Source organism: Epibacterium sp. HA2-3, from assembly GCF_055693725.2.
On sequence record NZ_JBVFUL020000004.1, the window covers coordinates 68,346 to 89,461 of the forward strand.

A 21,116-nucleotide genomic window follows, 5' to 3' on the forward strand; every position below is an offset into this window, starting at 1 on the left:
ATACTTTTCTACGTCAATGGGCTTCACGTTACAAACAGAAGCACGTGACCTTGACCTCACTCATGCAACTTTATAAGTCACGTTTTGGGCGCAATTGTAATTGGACCAAACCATGACCGTTGTAACAACACTCGAGGAATCATCGGCGACGGCACACAAACCGTGGCTAAGCGCAACATTTCTGTTCATCGCATCCTTCATCACCATGCTGGACACCACGATCATCAATCTGGCTCTCCCCGCGATTCAGGCCGATTTCGATGCGCCTGACACGCTGCTGCAATGGACACTGATCATCTATGTTCTGACCTTTGCTGCAGGTCTGTTGCCGTTCGGACGCTTTGGCGACGCCTTCGGTCGTCGCCGCTTGTTTCTTGTCGGGTTGTTGGGCTTTCTCCTAGCCTCGGCTGCCTGCGGGTTTGTCCCTTCGATCGAGGCCCTGATCGCCGGTCGGTTTGGCCAAGGGCTCGCGGCGTCAATGATGATGCCGCAGGTCTTGGCGATCCTGCATGAGAGTTTTCCGAAGAACGCGAAAGCAAAAGCTGTCAACTTGTTTGGCATGGTTACCGCTTTGGGCGCATTTGCTGGCCCGTTGGTCGGTGGCTTGCTGATTGCCGCCGACCTATGGGGGTTGGGCTGGCGCGCGATTTTCCTGATCAACCTTCCCCTCGGTGTTGTCGCACTGGTCGGGGCTTATACAGTCCTGCCCCTGCGGACAGTCAGTCAGACTGCTGCGACCGATTGGAAAGGCGCGTTCTTCTTTGCCTTAGCTGCAGTTGCACTTCTCTACCCGATTGTTGAAGGGCGCGCCTTGGGGTGGCCCCTTTGGTTGATCGGCATTATCGCACTTTCGGTTGGCAGCGCCGTCCAGCTTTTCCGTCTTCAGATCCGCCAAACCAAAGCAGGGGCGCCATCGCTGTTGCCCGCAGAACTGCTTCGAAATCGACGATTCGTCGGCCTGATTGGAATCGTCACAATGATGTTCGCCGGAATTGCAGGCCCAATTGTTGTGCTCGCAATCGTTCTACAGTCGGGACTGGGAATGGCGCCAGATCGCGCAGGTCTTGCACTGGCGGCACATCCCTTGTGCATCATGGCTTCCTCTCTTTTTTCCGGTCTGATCGGCAACCGGCACCTTGAATTGCGGGTAACCTTTGGTTTCGTACTGCTGATGTCGGGAATGGCTCTGCTCCGCGTCACAGCGGTTGAGGGCGCTTCCCTGCCAATGATCTGGGCACCGCTTGCGCTTGTGGGCGGGGGTGTTGGCCTTGCCACTGTGGCTCTGTATCACCTTGTTTTGCAAACGGTGCCTCAATCCGTCGCGGGCGCGGGTTCGGGCGCGCTGCAAGCCTTCCAACAGATCGGCATTGCTTTGGGCATCGCCCTTGCGGGCCAGGTCTTCTTTGCGTCCCTCGGCACAGAAACGGATCCGAGAGCCTTTGTGGCGGCGTTGAAAACCGCGCTTCTGCTACCAGTCGGGCTGTTCGCTACGCTGGTCATTGCGTCCCTGAAATTGAAACCTTTGGAGGGCCCAGATGCGCCAGCTTGACCTAGATACCACCTCGCCAATAGCGTTCTGGAACGATCTTTATAAAAAGTCATCCACCCAGACGTCCGGCGCGCCGTCCAGAATCCTGGCAAAGTATGTCACCGAGCGTGCCCCTGCGCAGGCCCTTGATCTGGGATGTGCCAAGGGGGATGACGCGGTCTGGCTCGCCAAAAACGGATGGCAGGTTCTGGGCGTGGACATCTCTGATACCGCCCTGCGTATCGCCGCCGAAAACGCTGCCCGCAATGGCGTCGCGGAACGGACGACATTCAGACAGATTGATCTGACAGAGCAGTTTCCTGAAGACCAGTTTGACCTTGTATCGGCGCTGTTTCTTCAAACACCGTTCGACTTTCCGCGCGCCCTTGTCATGCGACAGGCGGCTGCGGCAGTCAAACCCTCGGGCCTGTTGTTGATGGCAATACATCAAACCTATGCCTCCTGGTCGTGGAAGCCTGCCCAAGGAACAGAGACAACGGCCAACACACTCCTGCAAGAGATCGGGCTTGATCTCGCAAAGTGGCGCAAAATCTACGTTGGCCCCTTTGAGCGGCGTGCCACGGGTCCGGACGGAGAGTCCGAAACTGTCAAGGATGCCGTTATTGCGCTGGAAAGGATCTGATCAGCGTCGGCTCGTTCAGTCACACATTCAACCTCCCAAGAAAGGACCCTCCCGCTATGCATCTCCACGTTATCCGCCCCCTTGCCGCGGCCGTCATGGCCTTGGATTTCTTGACCGCTCCAGTCGCGGCGCAATCGGCAAATGAAGCGCTGCCGCACCAGCACCTGAGCGTCAGCACCACCAATCTGATCGAACGCTTGCAAGGCGGCGGGCATGTGCTGATTGTGCGCCATGAGCGGACCAACGCCTTCATCCCTGACAGCATGGACTTCGAGCTCGGCGATTGTGCCGCTCAGCGGAATCTCTCCGTGGCAGGTCACGCAAATGCCATGGAAAACGGGATTGTTGGCAGACATCTGAAGATCCCAATCGGCACAGTTCTGGCGAGCCCGGTGTGCCGCACGCTTGAAACCGCGCGCCTGATGTTCGGCAGTGTTGAGCCCGAACCGGACCTTTGGGGCTACAATCAAGACCCCGCAAAGGTGCGCGCGGACTTCAGGCAATTGGTTGTGGATGGCGCCGGCCAGCCAAAGAACACAGCGTTGGTCACCCATCTTGGAACCTATTCCGTGGCGTTTGGCGGTCACCTTGCAGAAGGCGATACGGCAGTCTTTACCGTCGTCGATAACGAACCGGAATTCCTTGGCGTGATTGCGGCAAACGCCTGGAATGACGCGATTATTGATGCGACAGTTAAGTCTCAGCCAACTGCTCATCAGGCACATGATGACAACTAAGGACACCCGACAAACCCAAACGATGCGCAGTTTGATGCCCGGATTGTACAAGAGGTAGCTCAATCCGGCAGCAGGTCAGCGTCCCACCGTGGTCATGATCTTCGCGAGATGAACCACCGGAGCTTATGCTCAGGCAAGGCGCAAACCTCAGATGGTTTGCGCTCTTGCCGGGCGGTGAAACCTTAAACAGGCCGCACCTTTCCTGCGGCCACCGCCCCCAAGACCAGCACGGCACCACAGGCAACAAAGAGCGCCTCGACTCCGTAGACATCAAACACAATCCCGCCCAGGCCAGCGCCGATCATGATCGCCAGATTGGCCGTCGCCACAAGGAGCCCGCCGCCGGACTCGGCTTCATCCGGCACAATTTGAGTGACCCAGGTCGACCAGGACACCGGAATGATCCCGAACGCGATGCCCCATAATCCGACGAGTGCCGCATCAAGAACAGTGACCTCTCCGAACGAGGCGAGCAAGAGCGCCAGAACCCCCAACAGGAGCGGCATTGAGACAAGTACCGCAGGAAGAGAACGCCCAATCAAGAAGCTGCTGACGGAATTCCCTAGGAATGTGCCAAAACCAAAGATCAAGAGGACAAGTGTGACGCCCGAGGCGCCAAGGCCGCCCACGTCTTCGAGAAACGGGCGCAAGTACGTGAAGAAGCCAAAGTGCCCTGCAAAGACCAGAAGAAATGCGGTCATGCCAAACCCGACACGTCGTCTTCCCAACAGTGAAAACAATGTAAAGATACGCGCCGCTCGTTCCGAAGTCATCACGGGCAGAAACAGAAGTTGCGCGACAAAGGCGCATGCACCCAATCCGGCGGCGCACGTGAACACAGTCCGCCACCCGTAGAGATCGCCAAAAAAGCTGCCCGCCGGTGCGGCAAAGACAGTTGCCGCTGTTACACCGCCAAAGAGGATCGCCAAGGCTTTCGGAACATGTGCTTCGGGCACAAGTCGCATCATGGTCGCCGCAGACAGTGCCCAGAAACCACCCAAGGACACGCCCAGCAAAATACGTCCCAAGAGCACGGTCGTCAGTTTGGGGGCAATGGCCACCAGCAGGTTTGACAGCACAAGAAGAAAAGTCAGCGTGAGCAGAACCTTCTTGCGGTCGATGCGCCCACTGGCCGCAGCAACACAGATACTTGCGAGAACCGCGACACCTGCCGTGACGGTGACGGCCTGCCCAATGGCCCCCTCGGATACGTGTAAATCAGAGGCCATCGGGGTCAAAAGACTGGCTGGCAGGAACTCTGCCGCAACAATACCGAAGATGCCGAGGCTCATCGACCAGACGGCGCTCCAAGCGGGTTGATCGGAAATCTGGGTCGAAAGTGTCATGAATGATTGCCTTTTGCGCAGTGCAAACAACACTGCGCGTCGCAGGGTGTCGCGGTATGTTTTTTGGATGGGTGAGCTGTCAGGCCGCTTTAGGGCCGAACTACATGTCTGGCCTTCGCCAGGTTGGCATGCAGTTCCGCAACGCTGTGACGCTCCTGTTTCCAGGCGGGTTGTCCGGGCGTGATGCGCCAGGATTCGCGAAGCGGGCTCACGTCGACAGTGTCAAAGCCAAACTGGTCGTATAGTTTGCGCACAACCTCAATGGCCTCAGGAAAATCACTGGACGTCGCCAGCGCCAGGCGATCCGGGTCGCCTGCAGGTTTTCCCCAAGTCAGGATGCGGGGTGCCTGAATATGCGTGAACGCTTTGACAACCTTCGACCCGGGAAGTTGCTATTGTCGCAACTCGTGTTCAGTTTTCTGGTACGAGTCGACGATTGCGAAGTGTCCATCACGCCAAGCCATATAGTTGTTCGTGTCGATCACAATTTTTCCAGCCAATGCGTCGGCAGGCATATTGTTTTCCAGTTTAAGCGGCACCGCGACGACGACAAAGTCGCCTAGATGCGCTGCTTCGGTGGCGGTCCCTGCGGAGGCCATCGGCCCCAACTGTTCGATCATGCGCTCCAGCGTTTTCGGGCCGCGAGAGTTTGCAATAACGACCCGATAGCCTGCCCAAATTGCCGCCTTTGCAATGTGACTGCCAACCTCGCCTGCACCAATTATTCCGATTGTTGTCATGTCTTACCTCTTTTCGTGACATCTAGTACCTCCGGCGTCGCCCGAGATCCTAGAGCCGTGTGGAATAGTGGCGCGGAGCGGGCCGCAAAAATGCCTGAACCCGCTCCAGCACCCGCACTAGGCCGCCTTGATCAGCTCTTCGCTCTTGGCCCAAAGTGCCGCCGAGGATTTCTCGTCCAGCGCATAGCTGCGCACACCGTCCGCAAATGGGTTGTCCAAATCATTGACGGGAGAGACAGCGCAGTCCTCAAGATACTTCCCGCCGATGACGTCGCCGTCGGCCACAACGGCAGCCCAGACGCTGGTTGCTGCAGCTTGAGAGATCTCTTTGAGTTCCGCCGGTGGAAGCCCCGCGTCCTCGCGGGCCTTGCCGACCGTTGCAAAAAGACCCTGCAATTCGTCTTCGGAGAAGTTGCGCGGCAGATTGGTCAGACTGTTGCCTGGCATCACAGAAGCTGCCCGGATACCACGAGTGCGATATCGCTTGTCGAATTCGACCGCAAAGAGCGCGTTGGCGACCTTCGATCGGCCATAAGATACAAACGGATCGTAATTCTGGTTTTCGAAGTTCGGGTCGTCTAGATCCACGTCAGCAACCCGGTGCGCCTGGGAGGACAGCACCACAACTCTGCCACCATCAGCAATCAACGTTTCGATCTTGGTAATAAGGGAAAAATGCCCAAGGTGATTGATTCCGAATTGTGTCTCGAAGCCATCCTCTGTCTTACCTAGCGGCGTCGCCATAACGCCGGCGTTGGCGACGACAGCAGCGAAGGGCTTCCCATCGGACAGGAGTTTTTTCGCTGCGGCGTCGACACTCTTAAGGGAAGCTAGATCAAGTTCGATCAATTCCAGATTGCCGCCACTTTGCGCCGCAGCGTCGCGGATCACAGCAGTGGTGTCTTGTGCTTGGCCTAGCGACCGTATGGTCCCGACGACATCTGCACCGCGCGCAGCTAGAGCACGGGCAGTTTCAAGTCCGATTCCTGAGGATACACCTGTCACAAGAAAGCGCGATCCGGAAAGGTCGCGCCCCTCCAGAACCTCATCCGCAGTCGATTTTGCGCCTAGGGTTTTTGTCATAGCTTTGGTTCCATTTTGTTTGAAGTTGGTTTCGTCTTTCGAGCCATCAGTTGCTCAGCCCGACCGCAACAAAAACCGCCAGTGACGTCAGGAGTTGTCCATTGGTGACTGTGTCATGGCAGTTGCGTTCTTTCGTTCCTCAGACCGGTCACATCGCGTAGTTCGATTACATACCGATCATTACGTAACGTGCGATATGAAATCTTGACGAACCTTGTCAAGTGATTTAATAACGAAGAGTATGAAAAATCTGAGGAGGCCAGATGGGACGCCGCCGCGAATTCGATGTTGAAGAGGCTCTCGACGCCGCGCTTTGTGTGTTCTGGCGCAAAGGGTACGAAGGCGCTTCATACGCCGACTTGACCGCTGCCGCTGGAGTGGAACGGCCAGCGCTCTATTCCGCCTTCGGAAACAAAGAAGCGCTGTTTCGCAAGGCCTTGGAGCGGTACTATGAAACCTATATGGATTTCATTCCCGCGGCCCTCGCACTGCCAACGGCATACGCAGTCGCGCGCCGGATGCTCTTTGGCGCGTTGGAACTACATACGCGGTACCCGGAACAGCCCGGATGCCTTGGCATTAACGGGTCACTGGCCGGATCGGATGAAGCAGAGCCTGTTCGGAAAGCCTTGATCGAGGCGCGTGCCAATGGCCAGGCACAGCTGAGGGAACGGTTCGAGCGCGCGCAGGAAGACGGCGACTTGCCCAAGTCTGCGCACTCCGATGTGCTCGCCGCCTTCATCCTCGCGGTGTCCCACGGCATGGCGGTGCAGGCCAAAGCCGGGTTCAGCCGCGAGATGCTTGAAGAAGTCGCGGAACAGGCTCTTGTAGCGTTTCCAAAGGTAGAGAGCGGTGTGGCGAGCTGACCCTTTAGCCGACCCGGTTTCCCGGAGACGGAGCATCGTTCAAGACACCGGACGCCAAACATTCGAAAGCCGCGATGGCCTTGGGCAGGGTCATATGAGCATCATCGCTTGCAGCGACCCAAAGGGCCGCGTTCAGGGCAACGCCATTCAGGAGGCGCGCCAGCGCCTCTATATCTACCGGTTTTATCAGGCCATCGCCCGCCAGATCGTGCAGCGTCGCGATAGTCGCTTGCAGGCAGCGATTCTGGCTCGGCCATTGCGACGGATCGCCGAGAACCGCCGGGCCGTCAAGAAGGACAATCCGCTGTACCTCCGGCTCAAGAGCCATCTCGATGTATGCCGCACCCTCGGCCATCAGACCATTCCAGCCACCGCCCGCCTTCTCACCAGCTTTCTGCGCCTTGGTCGCCATCGCCGTGTCGATCTGATCAACCACCGCCGCCATGAGCCCACGTTTGTCACCAAAGTTGTGATAGAGTGCGCCCCGCGTCAGACCGGCTTCTGCCGTCAGCTCGTCCATCGACGCCCCAGAGAACCCCTTATCGGCAAACGCCTTGCGACCCGCCGCGATGAGTTTCTCGCGGGTCTCTTCCATCTTCTCTGCCCGGGTCTGACCAGCCATGAACGCCTCCTTGCTTCGCATACGCTTGGTATGCCACTTGACATACGATGCGTATGTGAATAATTCTACATACGCATCGTATATGAATGCGGTGAGAGAATCCACACGAGAAATGAGAGGCCCACATGGCACTTAACAACGAAGCGATCTTCCCCGCCAACCGCCACGCGCTCTACGAGGAGCACGGCTATTCAGCAGCAATCAAATCCGGCGATCTGGTGTTCGTCTCTGGTCAGGTCGGCAGCCGCGAGGACGGCTCACCGGAACCTGACTTCAAAAAGCAGGTCGCACTTGCTTTTGAGAATCTGAAGGCCGTCCTCAAGGCTGCAGGCTGTACAACAGATGACATCATCGATGTGACAACCTTCCACACCGATCCCGATAACCAATTCGGGGACATCATGGAGGTGAAGGCTACAGTCTTCGATCAGGCCCCTTACCCAAACTGGACCGCCCTCGGCGTGAACTGGCTCGCCGGGTTCGATTTTGAGATCAAGGTCGTCGCGCGCGCGCCTGTAGCGTGACCCAATAAGCTTGCCTTCCGCCGTTTGATCTGTCCCGCGGCGGGAGGCACCCACGAAGTCAGATCATCGCAGTCAATGGAGTATCGACATGTACCGTCCCCAAAACTTTGCCGAAGACCGGCTTGATGTGCTGATTAATGCCATCCGCAATATCCAGTTCGCGGCGATCGTCACGCCAACGCAGGATGGCATTGAGGTCACGCACGCTCCGGTCGTCATCCATCCGGGCGAAACGGTCGCCGATACCACCATTGAGACGCATGTCGCGCGGGCCAACCCGCATTGGCGCGCAGCAGTCGCGGCGCAAAGCGTCGCGATCTTTCAGGGACCACACTCATACGTTACGCCATCCTGGTATCCATCAAAACAGGAACACGGCAAGGTCGTCCCGACCTGGACCTATGTGACCGTCCACGCCCACGGAACGCTCGAAGCAATTCAGGACGACACCTGGTTGGCGCGGCATCTGGAAGAATTGACCAATCAGAACGAAGTGGCCCGCGAGGTGCCCTGGGCAGTTTCGGATGCGCCAACTGAGTTCATCGGCTCGTTGTCGCGCGGCATCGTAGGTCTGCGAATGAGGATCGACCGATTGGAAGGCGCATGGAAGCTGAACCAACACAAAGCGACCCCGGATCGCGACGGTACAGCGCGGGGACTGGCAAACGCGGGCGAGATGGAACAGCAGCTTTCAGATCTGCTGACGAAGAGGGCGCCCAGCTAAAAGAGCGGCTGACTTTTCCCTCTAATTAAAAGAAGAGGCAGAGACCGCCGACACGGCAAATTGGGATGGAGTGTTCACCACGAATCTTGCAAACGGGTCCCAATAAAGGGTCGGTATAGGCCCTAAACTATTGAGGAGAGACAGTTTTGAAGAACCAATCCAGACGCTTGTTTGTTGCAGGAGCCGTATCAGTCTTGGCGTCCGCAGCAACCGGGCAAAACGCCACACATGGCACCCGAGAATGGCAGCCTCGCACCTACGATGATGGCTTGATCCCGGCCTTTTCCTTCGAGGTCATCAGCCTTCAGGTTGACGGTGATCTGGGCGTTGCGGTGTTGGATACAGAGACCGGTCGCACCAGCGGATGGGACGAACACTCACCCTATCCGCTCAATAGCACGTTCAAGTTCCTGCTCGCCGGGGCTGTTTTGCAGCAGGTAGACAGGGGGCGGGAACAGCTTGAGCGTGAAATTGCGGTGCAATCCTCGGATATCGTCTCCTGGTCGCCGGTCGTTGAAAAGGTAGTTGGCCGCACTTTGAGCATCGCACAGCTTTGCGAGGCCGCGATGACACGCAGCGATAACGCGGCAGCGAACCTGCTTTTGCGCCGCCTCGGGGGCCCGGAGGCTCTGACTGCGACTTTGCGCGACATGGGTGACCCGATCACCCGGATCGACCGCTATGAGACCGAATTGAACGATGTGCCACCCGGTGATCTACGCGACAGCAGCACGCCGGTACAGATGCTCAAGACAATGGAATTGCTCCTGCTTGGTGACATCCTTTCCGCGCGCGCCAAGAGCCAGCTCTCGGTCTGGATGGAGGCGAACACCACTGGTGGCGCACGAATCCGTGCTGGCGTGCCGTCAGGCTGGGTGGTCGGTGACCGCACCGGTACCGGCCCACGAGGAGAAACTGCCACAATCGCAGCGATCTACCCACCCGGCCGGAAACCGCTGTTGATGACGGTCTACATAAAGGGATCATCCCGCGACGCTGATACACAGGCCAGCACACACGCCGAACTCGCCCGCATCGCAACCACAAATGTGGTCCAGCCCCCCTATGATCCTTATCCCAATGATTGATTATCATTTCATCAGGGTTGCGATTGCGACGTTCCTCACCCTTGCGCCTCCATCCGAGGCGCAAGACCTCGAGGGATTGTCATGGAGCGATCAGAAATGTGTTCTCTATGATCGCGCGGTCGATGCGGCACTAGGCTTTCAGGGCCAAGACGGATTGCGGGAGGCATTCCTCTCTGCAAACCAAGCGTTCATCGATGGCGGTTGCCAAACCCAAAGCGATGTTTGCCCAATCACCGATGCAGAATTGGAACTGGCAAATCTCCTCACGATCATGACGATGAATGAAGGCATGGCCAGCACGTTCGTGCCGTTCGGCTGTCCATGACATTTTATCTTTATGCAGGAGGGTCTTTGCTCATGTGTCCAGGCTATCGTGCCGACTCAACCAGATGCGTCTTGAACATGAAAAGTAGAATTGCGCCATCAATACGAAGCATTCGAACAGGTCTTTAATCTGAAGCAAAATCAGATGCTTGACTGGCAGTCGAAAGTACTACCTCAAGATATTTGTCTGGCGCTCCGTCGAACCGAAATCTGGGAAGTACGATACCGACTGCGCCCCTTACCCTATTTCCTCTAGCAAAAAACGGCGCGGCGATCGCTATGATACCTTCCTCAGTTTCTTCATCAATTGCGTATCCGCAGTCTGATATCTGAAGCAGTTCGTTATTTAGGCGGTCGAGACCAGATTTACGCCGCGCCTCGGGATGACCCCGAAGGCTGGCATCGAGCATCGCCAGACGATCATCTGCGCCAAGATGAGCCAAAACCGCCTTTCCTGCTGCGCGTCTGTGCTCTGCACCTCGCATGCCGGGCTTGAGACCGCCTACGCGCAAACGCCTTACGCCCTCAAAGAGCTCTTTCAAAACTACTTCATCGCCTTCCCGAATTGACAGAAACGCTGTCTCTCGCGTGATTTCACCCAACGACGCAGCAAGCTTGGAAAGCTCTTTTTCCGGGTCCGACTTGCCTCGGTATCCCCGATAAAGCGGAAGCACGCCCCGCCCGACTTCCAACCTACCGTCGCGACGTTTCGAGATGTAGTTAAGGCCAATCAATGTTCGTTGGATATGATAACATGTAGTGATGTTTAGCTCTAGCCGCTCTGCCACATCTCGCGTCGCCAGTGGTTCTTTCGAGTTTGCAACGCATTCAAGGAATGCGAACGCGCGCTCGACGGTCTGCAGTGTGTAATTTCCTTCCAAGGTCACTTATCCTTTGTGACATAGGGATCCGGCGGCCGAGCGCGCAAGCAAGAACTTCCTGCACAAGGCCCAGCCCGTTTATGCGGAGCCGAAGGGCTGAATTGGGTGAGGAAGGCAGCTAGTGATCAAAGCCTGACCGGACACCCAATATTTCATTATCTGAAATGCAAAGTCGACGCCACATCTTTTGCCAATCCGATTGCAGAAGCTTCCATCGCGCCAAAAAGGTAACCCCAGCCCGAAATTCGTTATCTGACCTATTTCATTATTTGACACACCTGCTCTCGATCTGCAATGTTGGAAAAGGTTCCTCTCACTGACCGGGACCAGAATATTACCTGGTATCGGGGAAGGGCCGAACTGATGAACGGTACAACGGACTCGCTCTGGACTGCCAGCGAAGTCGATCGAGTGCGCCATTACTCAATAGGCGACTCACTGCGAGCTGCGGTCGATGCTCACGGGCCGCGATCCGCCCTCATCGACAGCGTCTCCGGCCAAAGCTGGAGCTTTATCGAACTCCTCGATAACGCAGAACGCACGGCGCACGTCCTCCTCGGACAGTTCGCGCCAGGAGACCACGTCGCGATCTGGGCCGCGAACTGCCCAGAGTGGGTATTTGTCGAACTCGGAGCCGCTCTCGCGGGCATAACGCTTGTGACAATCAACCCTGCCTACAGCCCTACTGAAGCGCGCTACGTCATCCAGCAGTCACAGGCGCGTGGAGTATTGGTGCAATCTACGTTTCGTGACCGTGATCTGTTCTCCGTCGCACGCAGCTTCGTGCACCACGTGCCCGAACTGGACACCGTAATTTCGATAGGTGATCTGCCTGGTCTGCTCAAGCGTGCGTCGCCAGACGCGCCGCTGCCCCGCATCGCGCCGGAGACACCGGCTCAAATTCAGTACACGTCGGGAACCACCGGCTTTCCGAAGGGTGCCCTTCTCAGTCATGTTGGACTATCGAACGTTGCGCGACTCTATGCCGAAACCATCGGCGCTGTCCCGGGCGACGTCTGGATCAACCCGATGCCAATGTTCCACACTGCAGGATGCGGGCTCGTCACACTGGGCGCTTTGCAGACAGGGGGCACGCACGTCCTTCCGAACGCCTTCGATGCGGGCGATATGCTGTCATTGTTCGAAAAATATTCCGGCACAATCATGTTGTCGGTGCCGACAATGCTTTATCGCATACTCGACCATCCAGATGCGGCGAGATACGATCTGTCGTCTTGGCGACTTGCCACGCTCGGCGGAGCGCCGGTTCCGCCAGAGCTTATTCGACGGGCCGAACGTGAGTTAGGCATCCGCACCTCCATCGGCTTCGGGCAGACCGAGGCCTCACCCTACTTCACTCATACCCGGCCAGACGATCCGCACCCTGCCTGGTTCGAGACCATCGGCCAGCCGCTACCAGGCGCATCCGTGCGCATTGCCGATCCTGCGACAGGACAGACCCTGCCGCTGGGAGAGACCGGCGAAATCTGCACCCGCGGCGTCGGTGTCATGCTGGGATATTTCCACAACCCAGCAGCGACCGAACAGGCCATCGATGCTGATGGCTGGCTGCATACCGGCGACCTCGGCAGCATGGACGCGCAAGGATATCTACGTGTCGAGGGGCGCCTGAAAGATATGATTATCCGCGGCGGCGAGAACATTTACCCCCGCGAAATCGAGGATCTGCTCTTCGAGCACGCCGCCATCGCTGGCGTCGCCGTGATTGGCTGCCCCGACCCGGAATGGGGCGAAAGCGTTGCGGCCTTCGTTCAGTTCAAACCGGGCTGCGACACCGACTTCGACGAGCTCGAAGCCTTCTGCCGTCGGACGCTCGCCGGATACAAGGTGCCGCGCCGTTGGCACGTCGTCGATGAATTCCCTCAGACCGCGTCCGGGAAGATCCAGAAATTCAAGCTGCTGGAGCTTGTTGCCGCGCCGTGACCGCGCGCCACCGCGTTTCCGAAAGGGAGGACCCATGCGATCGCTCGAAGGACAGACACTCTTTATAACGGGTGCGAGCCGCGGCATCGGCCGCGCCATCGCTCTGCGCGCTGCCGCCGACGGGGCGCGCATCGCCATCGCGGCCAAGACGTCGGAGCCGCATCCAACCTTACCGGGCACCATCCACAGTGTCGCCGAAGAGATCGAGGCGGCGGGCGGCACCGCGCTACCGCTTGTGGTGGACGTCCGCGATGAGACTCGGATCGCCGCTGCAATCGAGGCAACGGCGGCACGGTTCGGCGGACTCGATATCGTGGTGAACAACGCCAGCGCGCTCTTTCCCGCGAAGACGCCCGAAACGCCGATGAAGCGGTACGACCTGATGATGTCGGTCAATGTTCGGGGCACTTTCGCAACGACGCAGGCGGCCCTCCCGCATCTTCTGGAATCGCCGCGTCCGAGGGTCCTGATGCTTTCCCCGCCCCTCAACCTCGTGCCACAATGGTTCGGCGACCATTGCGCCTACACGATGTCGAAGTACGCCATGAGCATGTGCGTGCTCGGCATGGCCGAGGAGTTTCGCGACGCCGGTATCGCGGTCAACGCACTGTGGCCGCGTACCATGATCCTGACTGCAGCCAGCAGCCTTCTAGGCGTCGCGCCAGACGGCTGCCGGACGCCCGAGATCATGGCGGATGCGGCCCATGCCATACTCTCCAAGGACGCTCTGACCTGCACCGGAAAATTCTTCCTCGATGAGGACGTGCTGCGGGCCGAAGGTACGACCGACTTTGCCCGCTACGATTGCGTGCCAGGCGCGCCGCTGACGCCAGATTTGTTCGTGGCCTGACGCGTGCACTGTCTGTCGTTGTTTCACGCCGCCGCGTGAACGCGCGCTGGACCGGCTCCATCGTCGGACGCATCTTGCGCGGAAAATTTTTCAAACCGGCGAAAAGTTCGGCGGCCGTGATGGCCGACGGTGTCGCGAGGTCGGCGTTCTTCGGGCTCGTGACATGGATCGGCGGCCTGGTCGTATCGGGCTCCACCCGCAATGTGATGGGCCAATGCTCGTTCGGTGACGAATGCGGCCACCCTACTCGACGCGATCGCCGGCTACAGCGCGGACGGCCTTAAGACCGTGGCCGCCTTCGGCAATATCCCGGCCGAGGGCTACGCGACGCACTTGGACCTCGGAGTGCTGGAGGGCGTCCGTGTCAGTCTCTACGGCCCGAGATGGCGCAACGAAGCCCAAGATCTGTCGTAGGAAACCGCCGAGCTCCATGATCGTGCAGTATTCGAACTGACGGAACTCGGCACACCGATCATCGAGAATCCGTTCGCGGGCAGCGGTTTCGGCGATCTCGCCAAGCGCAGCTATTTCGGCGTTCTCGACATTCGCGGCATCGATCAGATGCTGCACGACATTGGCCGGTATCTCGCGCGCTACCCTGAGAGCGCACAGGTCAAATCGCTCAACGAGCGGATCAGGCCGTCGGCGTCGGTTACCTCGGCCGGGAGGGCCGCCCGGCGGTCGCATAGATGAACTAGATCTCCGATCAGTGGGTCACAGACCCCGCCAATCCTTCAAAGGTTCCAAACCTCGGGGCATTCGCCAAATTGCGCACCGAAGAGCTGAGAATCCTCAACGAGGTCATGGAGGCCCATGTTCTCGGTGCGCTCGTACTTCCACAGATGCGGCAGGCCCTACCAGGCTTGTTCAGTGGCGACATCATCCAGAAAACGAACGGCTCCAAGATAAGTATCGCGGATTTCCCGCGGTGAGGTGCCCGCAAGCTGCCAGGACAAAGGCTCACCCTTCGCGCCTTCTTTCCTCGGCAAGATGTGAGCAAGGCGCACCTTATGAACTATGCCTATGCCTACAAACAGGCCGAAGTGCCCCATGACATCGACACCGTACGCAGGCACGCCCGGCAGCAAGTGAGTGTGGTCGGCCTCTCCAGGCGGGCGATTGCATGGCCGCCACCTCCGGCAACCGATGCAGCGGGCCGAAGCATATCGGCCCACCGCTTCCCGTCTCGCCCCGGCCAGGGCGATCCCGACAAGCAGGAGAATCAAGCAATACAATTTCACTATTTGAAAGTTAAAGAGTGGGCGGTAGCGTCGCAACATATTGTTCTTAATAAATATTAAGCTGATTTTTTCAAACGCTTGACAAGTAGGATCCATAGTATTCAAATATTGAATAGCTTCGCTGTCTGAAATTTTAGATCGGGGCGCCAATGCAACGAGGAGTTCGCCGTGTCCCAAACAGTCGCCGAAAACATCGCCGAGGCGCTGGCGCGTCACGGCGTTGAATTCATCTTCGCACAGAGCAATCCGACAGCGCTGCTACTTGCGGTGGAAAGTGCCGGTATACGCCAGCTTCTATACCGGACGGAAAACGCCGCGGGTGCGATGTCGGATGCTTATTCGCGCGTTTCGGGCCGTATCGGGGTTGTGGCGGCGCAAAACGGACCAGCCGCGACCCTGATGGTCGCACCGATGGCCGAAGCGCTCAAGGCGTCGGTGCCGATGCTCGTGCTTGTGCAGGATGTACCCGCCGCTCAGCGCGATCGCAATGCATTTCAGGAACTTGACCACTTCGCCTTGTTCGAAGGCGTCTCGAAATGGACCCGCCGCCTCGACGATCCTGACCGCGCCGCCGAATACATCGATTTGGCGATGGTGGCGGCGAACTCGGGACGTCCCGGCCCAGTGGTTTTGCTGCTCGCCAAGGACATCCTGATGCGACCCAGCAAAGACGCGTCGGTCAAACGCCGTGCGCTCGACCTTGGCGCATTCCCTCTTGATCGACCGCGGCCGGAAAAGGCGCGACTGCAGTCTGCAGCCGAGCTCATCGCCCGGGCCGCTTCGCCGGTGATCATCGCTGGCGGCGGCGTCCACAACTCAGGTGCGGCGGAAGAACTGACACGCGTCGTAGACTGCGCCGCGGTACCTGTCGCCACGACAAACATGGGCAAGGGAGCGATTGCCGAAACTCATCCGCTTGCCCTCGGGGTGGCGGGCAACCTCTTGGGTGCCGGCGGACCCGCGACCGAATTTAGTGAACTCATCACCAAAGCGGATGTCGTCGTCTTGGTCGGAACACGCACCAACGAGAACGGGACCGACGGCTGGACGCTGACCGATCCTGACGCGATTTACATCCATATCGACCTCGATGGCCAGGAGATCGGGCGCAACTACGAAAGCCTACGTCTTGTAGGCGACGCGCGGTCGGCTCTCGCTGATCTGGCAGAAGCCCTCGGCGCGATGGACTTGACGAAGCGCATGTCGCAGGCTGATGGCTTGAAAGACAAGATCGCTGAAGGCCGCCTCCGCCGTGCCAAGCGCATTGCGGACGATGTAACGTCGCAGCAAACTCCGATCCTGCCGCAACGACTTATGGCAGAGCTTGATGCATTGATCGCCAGTGACGACATCGTTGTTGCCGACGCCAGCTATTCCTCGGTCTGGGTGACCGGCTATCTGACGGCCAGGTCCGTCGGGCAACGTTTTATCACTCCGCGTGGTTTGGCTGGGCTCGGTTGGGGAATGCCCTATGCGATGGGCGCCAAGTTGGCACGTCCCGGCGCTCGGGCGGTTGCAGTCGTGGGTGATGGCGGATTTGCCCATGTCTGGGGCGAAATCGAGATGGCGGTGCGTGAAAATATTCCGGTCGTGATTATCGTGCTAAACAATGGGCAGCTTGCGATGCAGAAGCACGGCGAACAGCTAGGTTTCGACGAGACCACCACCGGCATCGCTTTCTCGCCCGTAGATCATGCAGCGGTCGCGCGCGCGGCAGGTGCAGATGGGATCCGTGTGGAGACGCCCGACGAGATTGGCCATGTCTTGAGCGCCGCCCTCGCCTCGCCTCGGGTGACCATCCTCGACGTCATCACCTCGGCCGATGCCTACGCGCCACTTCGGATTTTCGACAACGCGGCCGAGCGGTTCGCCAAGCCGATTGGCGCCCGCTCGGAACAGGGCCTGTCGGAGATTTGAACCTAATGACATCAGTCGTTTCAGATGCAGACCCAGTCCTTCAGGCCCAGGCCGAGCGCACGCTTTCCGCAGTGCCAACCGGTCTGTTGATCGCAGGGGTTTGGACGGAAAGCAATGAAGGATCGACAATCCACATTGAGAACCCTGCTACTGGCCAAAGGCTTGCCCGCGTCTGCGATGCTAAAGCTGCCGACGGCATAAGGGCCCTCGATGCCGCAGCCTCAGCGCAAGCGCGGTGGGCAGAGACCAGCCCATCCCAGCGATCCGACTTTCTGCGCCGTGCTCATAACCGTTTGCTGCAGGACATCGAAGCCTTCGCTGCATTGATCACCCTTGAGATGGGAAAATCCTTGACGGAAGCGCGGGCGGAAGTGAAGTACGCAGCTGATTTCCTGAGATGGTTCTCGGAAGAAGCAAGCCGCATTCAGGGCCGCTATCAGCGCGCACCCAGTGGTGGCTTGCACCACTTGATCAGTCATCGCCCGGTGGGACCTGCCCTGCTGATCACGCCATGGAACTTTCCGCTTGCTATGATCGCGCGCAAGGTCGGCCCAGCACTGGCTGCCGGCTGCACTATGGTCGTCAAACCATCGGAATTGACGCCGCTGACCGCCTTGTTCTTCGCCGAGGCGATGCGCGACCTCGGCCTGCCGAATGGGGTGCTTAACGTGATCACCACCAGCAATGCTCCCGGAGTCGTCGAACCGCTTATTGCCGACCCTCGCCTGCGCAAGCTGTCGTTCACCGGCTCCACCAGGGTGGGAAAAATACTGTTGGCGCACGCGGCGCAGAGTGTGCTGCGCTGCTCGATGGAATTGGGCGGCAACGCGCCCTTCATTGTCTTCGAAGATGCCGACATGGACCGCGTGATCGACGGGGCGTTGTTCGCGAAGATGCGCAACATCGGGCAGGCCTGCACGGCGGCGAACCGGTTTTTCGTACATGAAAGTCGCGCTGAGGAATTCGGACGCCGCATCGCCTCGGCCGTCGACGCCCTCCCCATCGGAAACGGCATGACCGAGACTGCGGTCACCGGTCCACTGATCACCGGTACCGCTCGGCGGAACATGCAAGACCTTGTGCAATCCGCTGTGGTGGGCGGTGCGCGGCTGCTCGCAGGCGGCGAAGTTGTCCCGGGCCCCGGCAACTATTTCCGCCCGGTGGTGCTCGCCGATCCGCCCGCCGACGCCGCCGTCTTGCACACCGAGATCTTCGGTCCAATCCTGCCTATCTGTACCTTCCGCACCGAAGCCGAAGTCATCGACCGCGCCAACGACACGCCCTATGGCCTCGCGGCCTACGCCTTTACCGAAGACCTATCGCGCGGACATCGGCTGGCTGCTCGGATCGAGGCAGGCATGCTGGGCCTGAACACCGGTCAGATCTCCGACCCCGCCGCGCCGTTCGGAGGCGTTAAGCACTCCGGGATCGGACGCGAAGGATCGGTCGAGGGCGTGATGGAATATCTCAACATCCAATATGCGGGGCTCGCGATCAGCGCCGCCTGATCACACCGAACCGCGCCTCAGGCGAAAAGGAGATTGCCATGCCACTGAGCCAAGAAGCCCAACAGCGGGTCCACGACTGGGGCGCAGCCGCCCTCCCTCTGCTTTCGCATCTGATGGGCGAGCCGGGTCAGGCCACCCATGCGGAGCTCTTGGACGCCTACAACACCGAGCTGGCGCGCAATCTGCCGCCTAAAGAAGTTGCCATCGCGCGGGTCGACATGGACGGCATCCCCGCCGCCGTGCTGACGCCGGAAAAATGGCGCGACGGCCGCACGATGCTCTACATTCACGGTGGCGGATACATCAGCGGCGGCGCGGACGGCTATCACGGCATCGCCGGGCACTATGCCCGAGAGCTTGGCGCACGCGTCTACGTGCCCGACTACCGTCTGGCCCCCGAAGCCCCCTTTCCAGCCGCGCTCGACGACACGATTCAGACCTATGCTTGGCTTGTGGGCGAGGTAGGTGCCGACAAGATCGTCATCGCCGGTGATAGCGCCGGCGGCGCAATGGTCGTGACCCTGCAAGTCCGCGCTCGCAACTCAGGTATCGCCCTGCCCGTCGCTGGGGTCGCGATCTCACCTTGGGCGGATTTGGAAATGCCGGGCGCTTCCTATGTCACACGTGAAGGCATCGACCCGCTTTGCACGCGGGATGTCCTGAAAGCCTTTGTACGACCTGCGCTCGGCACAGGACTTGCTAACAATCCCGAGGTGTCCCCGGTCAACGCCGATGTTCGCGGGCTCTCCCCGGTATTGGTTCAGGTCGGCGGGGCAGAGGTCATGATGAGCGACGCAATGCGGCTCGCCACGCATTTGGCAGATCACGGCAACCGTGCATCTCTCGAGGTCTGGCCCGAGATGTTCCACGTTTGGCCTATGTTTTCAGACGTCGTGCCGGAAGGACGCGAGGCGATCGAAACCGGTGCGGCGTTCTTGAGCCGTTTTTTGGAGAAGGCCGCAAAAAAGTGAAGAATCGTAGAATGAAAGCTATGGCTATGAAGAACCCCGCCAAACTCCTAGCCGTTGTCGCGATGCTGATGACACCGTCCGTCGCCCTTGCCGAAGGCAACAGCATCACCCGGAGCAACCCCGAGGGGGCTCCGGATACAAGTCAAATGGGATACTCGCAAGTATCCGTTGTAGAGAGTGGCCGACTAGCCTTCATCTCTGGCCAGGTAGCTTGGAAAGAGCCGTTCGGCATCGCTCCTGAAAGCCTTGCGGACCAAACCGCAGTGGTCCTGGAAAACGCGGACGCGATCCTAAAGGAATTAGGTGCGAGCAAACAGGATATCGCCGTTATGCGTATCTACGTCACCGACCTGACGCCGGACCGCATGGGTGCGATGTTCCCGCAGGTGATCAGTTGGTTAGATGGCGCGGCGCCAAGTCTGACAGGAGTCGGCGTGTCCGCGCTAGCGGCACCGGATTTACAAATCGAGATGGAAATGACGGTGAGCCTGCCCAATTAACGGCGGTTGGTAAGTAGGGCGAAGTCGGAGGGACTTCGTCTGTCAAAACGGGTTGCTCAGCGAGCGACCCCCATTTCTGGGAGGAAACAAAATGGACAACTCAAGAACCTACGCGATCAACGGGACAACGCTCTGGGTGGAGGACAAGGGCCCGACAAATGGGCCAGTCATTCTCTGCCTGCATTCTCTCTTTCTCGACGGCAGCATGTTCGCAAACCTCGAACAGGCAGCAATACCAGAGTTCCGCGTTATTTGTCCCGACTTTCGCGGCCAGGGATGCAGTGCGCCAACGGTAGAGCGAACCGTTACCATGGATCAATGCGCAGACGATATGCTATTACTAATTGAGGAAATGGGTTTGGAGGCCGTTCACCTTGTCGGAGCGTCGATGGGCGGGGATGTCGCTGCACGCATGGCCGCTCGTCGGCCAGATCTATTCCGTTCGTTGATCTTCATGGGATCGTCCGTTCGAGAAGAACCGAAAGAACAGGCTGATCAGTTCGGTATTTGGTTGGAAAGCTGTGCTGAAGTCGGATTTGTTGGAGACAATCTCGCACTTCTTCAAGCAGTGATGTTTGGCGAAAAAACACGCAACCGACCCGATTTCGAAGCAAGTTTTGCCCCTTGGCTACAGAAGCTTAGCCTAATTCGCAAATCGTTGTTCCCAGCTATGTACGGAGTCCTTGAACGACCCTCGGCTACGCATGAACTGCCGAAGATCACGGTACCGACCCTTGTCTACTCTGGCACCGACGACTTCGCTCGGCCACCGGCATGGGGGAAAGAAATCGCGGACAATGTCCCGGGGGCAAAGCAAACTATTTTGGACGCAATAGGGCATAGCCCAATTCTGGAAGCACCTGAAATCGTCATTCCAGGCACACTTGAATTTATCCGGGCCACTAGCACCCGTTAATACGGGCAGCGAAGAAGCGTACTCTACCGTTTTTTCATAAATCCGGTGTCCGAACCAAGGGGCATTTATTAGCTTATTCGCTAAGCCATTATCTCGATCCAAGTTACCAATAAGAACTTCTGCTTATCCAAATTTCCCTTATGATTTCTTCTTTCACAGCCCC

Annotated in this window: 21 protein-coding genes and 1 pseudogene; 16 read left to right on the forward strand and 6 right to left on the reverse strand. The window is 58.5% G+C overall.

From position 1 onward, the window contains the following. The first annotated feature begins 205 nt into the window (after window positions 1-205). From ACZ1HH_RS19445 to ACZ1HH_RS19455, 3 genes are read left to right on the forward strand one after another with little or no spacing between them, the layout of a single operon-like run. Window positions 206-1,549 (forward strand): MFS transporter, encoded by a 1,344-nt coding sequence (locus ACZ1HH_RS19445; RefSeq protein ID WP_487320559.1) that lies wholly within the window; start codon window positions 206-208, stop codon window positions 1,547-1,549. Continuing rightward, on the forward strand, window positions 1,536-2,171 hold the full coding sequence (locus ACZ1HH_RS19450; protein ID WP_472635640.1) for a class I SAM-dependent methyltransferase: 636 nt from the start codon (window positions 1,536-1,538) through the stop codon (window positions 2,169-2,171). The genes ACZ1HH_RS19445 and ACZ1HH_RS19450 overlap by 14 nt, the downstream gene beginning before the upstream one ends. A 56-nt stretch (window positions 2,172-2,227) precedes the next feature. After that, complete coding sequence (locus ACZ1HH_RS19455; protein ID WP_472635639.1) at window positions 2,228-2,908, forward strand: histidine phosphatase family protein; 681 nt, start codon at window positions 2,228-2,230, stop codon at window positions 2,906-2,908. Window positions 2,909-3,090: 182 nt separating this feature from the next. Here the strand turns inward: ACZ1HH_RS19455 and ACZ1HH_RS19460 are convergent, their stop codons facing one another. The 3 genes and pseudogenes from ACZ1HH_RS19460 to ACZ1HH_RS19470 form a co-directional block, all read right to left on the reverse strand. Further along, window positions 3,091-4,254: an MFS transporter gene (locus tag ACZ1HH_RS19460; protein ID WP_472635638.1), complete on the reverse strand. Its 1,164-nt coding sequence runs from the start codon at window positions 4,252-4,254 to the stop codon at window positions 3,091-3,093. A gap of 89 nt (window positions 4,255-4,343) precedes the next feature. Beyond that, window positions 4,344-4,994 (reverse strand): annotated as a pseudogene (locus ACZ1HH_RS19465) (NADPH-dependent F420 reductase). A 117-nt stretch (window positions 4,995-5,111) separates the two neighbouring features. Then, window positions 5,112-6,077 (reverse strand): SDR family NAD(P)-dependent oxidoreductase, encoded by a 966-nt coding sequence (locus ACZ1HH_RS19470; protein ID WP_487320541.1) that lies wholly within the window; start codon window positions 6,075-6,077, stop codon window positions 5,112-5,114. 263 nt (window positions 6,078-6,340) lie between these two features. On the opposite strand from ACZ1HH_RS19470, the gene ACZ1HH_RS19475 reads away from it, so the two are divergent. Further along, window positions 6,341-6,943: a TetR/AcrR family transcriptional regulator gene (locus ACZ1HH_RS19475; protein WP_472635754.1), complete on the forward strand. Its 603-nt coding sequence runs from the start codon at window positions 6,341-6,343 to the stop codon at window positions 6,941-6,943. Between the two features lie 4 nt (window positions 6,944-6,947). Here the strand turns inward: ACZ1HH_RS19475 and ACZ1HH_RS19480 are convergent, their stop codons facing one another. After that, window positions 6,948-7,565 (reverse strand): TetR/AcrR family transcriptional regulator, encoded by a 618-nt coding sequence (locus ACZ1HH_RS19480; RefSeq protein WP_472635753.1) that lies wholly within the window; start codon window positions 7,563-7,565, stop codon window positions 6,948-6,950. Between the two features lie 125 nt (window positions 7,566-7,690). On the opposite strand from ACZ1HH_RS19480, the gene ACZ1HH_RS19485 reads away from it, so the two are divergent. The 4 genes from ACZ1HH_RS19485 (at window position 7,691) to ACZ1HH_RS19500 (ending at window position 10,226) form a co-directional block, all read left to right on the forward strand. Continuing rightward, entirely contained in the window at window positions 7,691-8,089 is a 399-nt protein-coding gene (locus tag ACZ1HH_RS19485) for a RidA family protein (RefSeq protein ID WP_472635752.1), read from the forward strand. 88 nt (window positions 8,090-8,177) lie between these two features. Then, entirely contained in the window at window positions 8,178-8,813 is a 636-nt protein-coding gene (locus tag ACZ1HH_RS19490) for an FMN-binding negative transcriptional regulator (protein ID WP_472635751.1), read from the forward strand. Window positions 8,814-9,007: 194 nt separating this feature from the next. Further along, a complete protein-coding gene (gene bla, locus ACZ1HH_RS19495; protein WP_472635750.1) occupies window positions 9,008-9,901 on the forward strand; it encodes a class A beta-lactamase in 894 nt (297 codons plus the stop codon). After that, window positions 9,894-10,226 (forward strand): hypothetical protein, encoded by a 333-nt coding sequence (locus ACZ1HH_RS19500; RefSeq protein WP_472635749.1) that lies wholly within the window; start codon window positions 9,894-9,896, stop codon window positions 10,224-10,226. Before bla ends, ACZ1HH_RS19500 begins: the two co-directional genes overlap by 8 nt. A gap of 124 nt (window positions 10,227-10,350) precedes the next feature. Here the strand turns inward: ACZ1HH_RS19500 and ACZ1HH_RS19505 are convergent, their stop codons facing one another. Next, window positions 10,351-11,106 (reverse strand): IclR family transcriptional regulator, encoded by a 756-nt coding sequence (locus ACZ1HH_RS19505; RefSeq protein WP_472635748.1) that lies wholly within the window; start codon window positions 11,104-11,106, stop codon window positions 10,351-10,353. Window positions 11,107-11,469: 363 nt separating this feature from the next. On the opposite strand from ACZ1HH_RS19505, the gene ACZ1HH_RS19510 reads away from it, so the two are divergent. Next, the gene (locus tag ACZ1HH_RS19510) at window positions 11,470-13,050 is read left to right on the forward strand and encodes an AMP-binding protein (protein ID WP_472635747.1); all 1,581 of its coding nucleotides are present in this window, start codon (window positions 11,470-11,472) and stop codon (window positions 13,048-13,050) included. Window positions 13,051-13,084: 34 nt separating this feature from the next. Further along, entirely contained in the window at window positions 13,085-13,900 is an 816-nt protein-coding gene (locus ACZ1HH_RS19515) for an SDR family oxidoreductase (protein WP_472635746.1), read from the forward strand. Between the two features lie 243 nt (window positions 13,901-14,143). Here the strand turns inward: ACZ1HH_RS19515 and ACZ1HH_RS19520 are convergent, their stop codons facing one another. Beyond that, complete coding sequence (locus tag ACZ1HH_RS19520) at window positions 14,144-14,470, reverse strand: hypothetical protein (RefSeq protein ID WP_472635745.1); 327 nt, start codon at window positions 14,468-14,470, stop codon at window positions 14,144-14,146. A gap of 440 nt (window positions 14,471-14,910) precedes the next feature. Here ACZ1HH_RS19520 and ACZ1HH_RS19525 point away from each other — a divergent pair, with 440 nt between their 5' ends. The 6 genes from ACZ1HH_RS19525 (at window position 14,911) to ACZ1HH_RS19550 (ending at window position 20,953) form a co-directional block, all read left to right on the forward strand. Beyond that, entirely contained in the window at window positions 14,911-15,201 is a 291-nt protein-coding gene (locus tag ACZ1HH_RS19525) for a hypothetical protein (RefSeq protein ID WP_472635744.1), read from the forward strand. 108 nt (window positions 15,202-15,309) lie between these two features. Next, complete coding sequence (locus ACZ1HH_RS19530) at window positions 15,310-17,058, forward strand: acetolactate synthase catalytic subunit (protein ID WP_487320542.1); 1,749 nt, start codon at window positions 15,310-15,312, stop codon at window positions 17,056-17,058. Window positions 17,059-17,063: 5 nt separating this feature from the next. Next, a complete protein-coding gene (locus ACZ1HH_RS19535) occupies window positions 17,064-18,566 on the forward strand; it encodes an NAD-dependent succinate-semialdehyde dehydrogenase (protein WP_472635743.1) in 1,503 nt (500 codons plus the stop codon). 38 nt (window positions 18,567-18,604) lie between these two features. Continuing rightward, window positions 18,605-19,537 (forward strand): alpha/beta hydrolase, encoded by a 933-nt coding sequence (locus ACZ1HH_RS19540; RefSeq protein ID WP_472635742.1) that lies wholly within the window; start codon window positions 18,605-18,607, stop codon window positions 19,535-19,537. Between the two features lie 20 nt (window positions 19,538-19,557). Next, a complete protein-coding gene (locus tag ACZ1HH_RS19545) occupies window positions 19,558-20,037 on the forward strand; it encodes a RidA family protein (RefSeq protein ID WP_472635741.1) in 480 nt (159 codons plus the stop codon). Window positions 20,038-20,128: 91 nt separating this feature from the next. Then, window positions 20,129-20,953 carry an alpha/beta fold hydrolase gene (locus ACZ1HH_RS19550; RefSeq protein ID WP_472635740.1) on the forward strand — a complete coding sequence of 275 codons (825 nt, stop codon included), beginning with the start codon at window positions 20,129-20,131 and terminating at the stop codon, window positions 20,951-20,953. Window positions 20,954-21,116 lie beyond the last annotated feature (163 nt).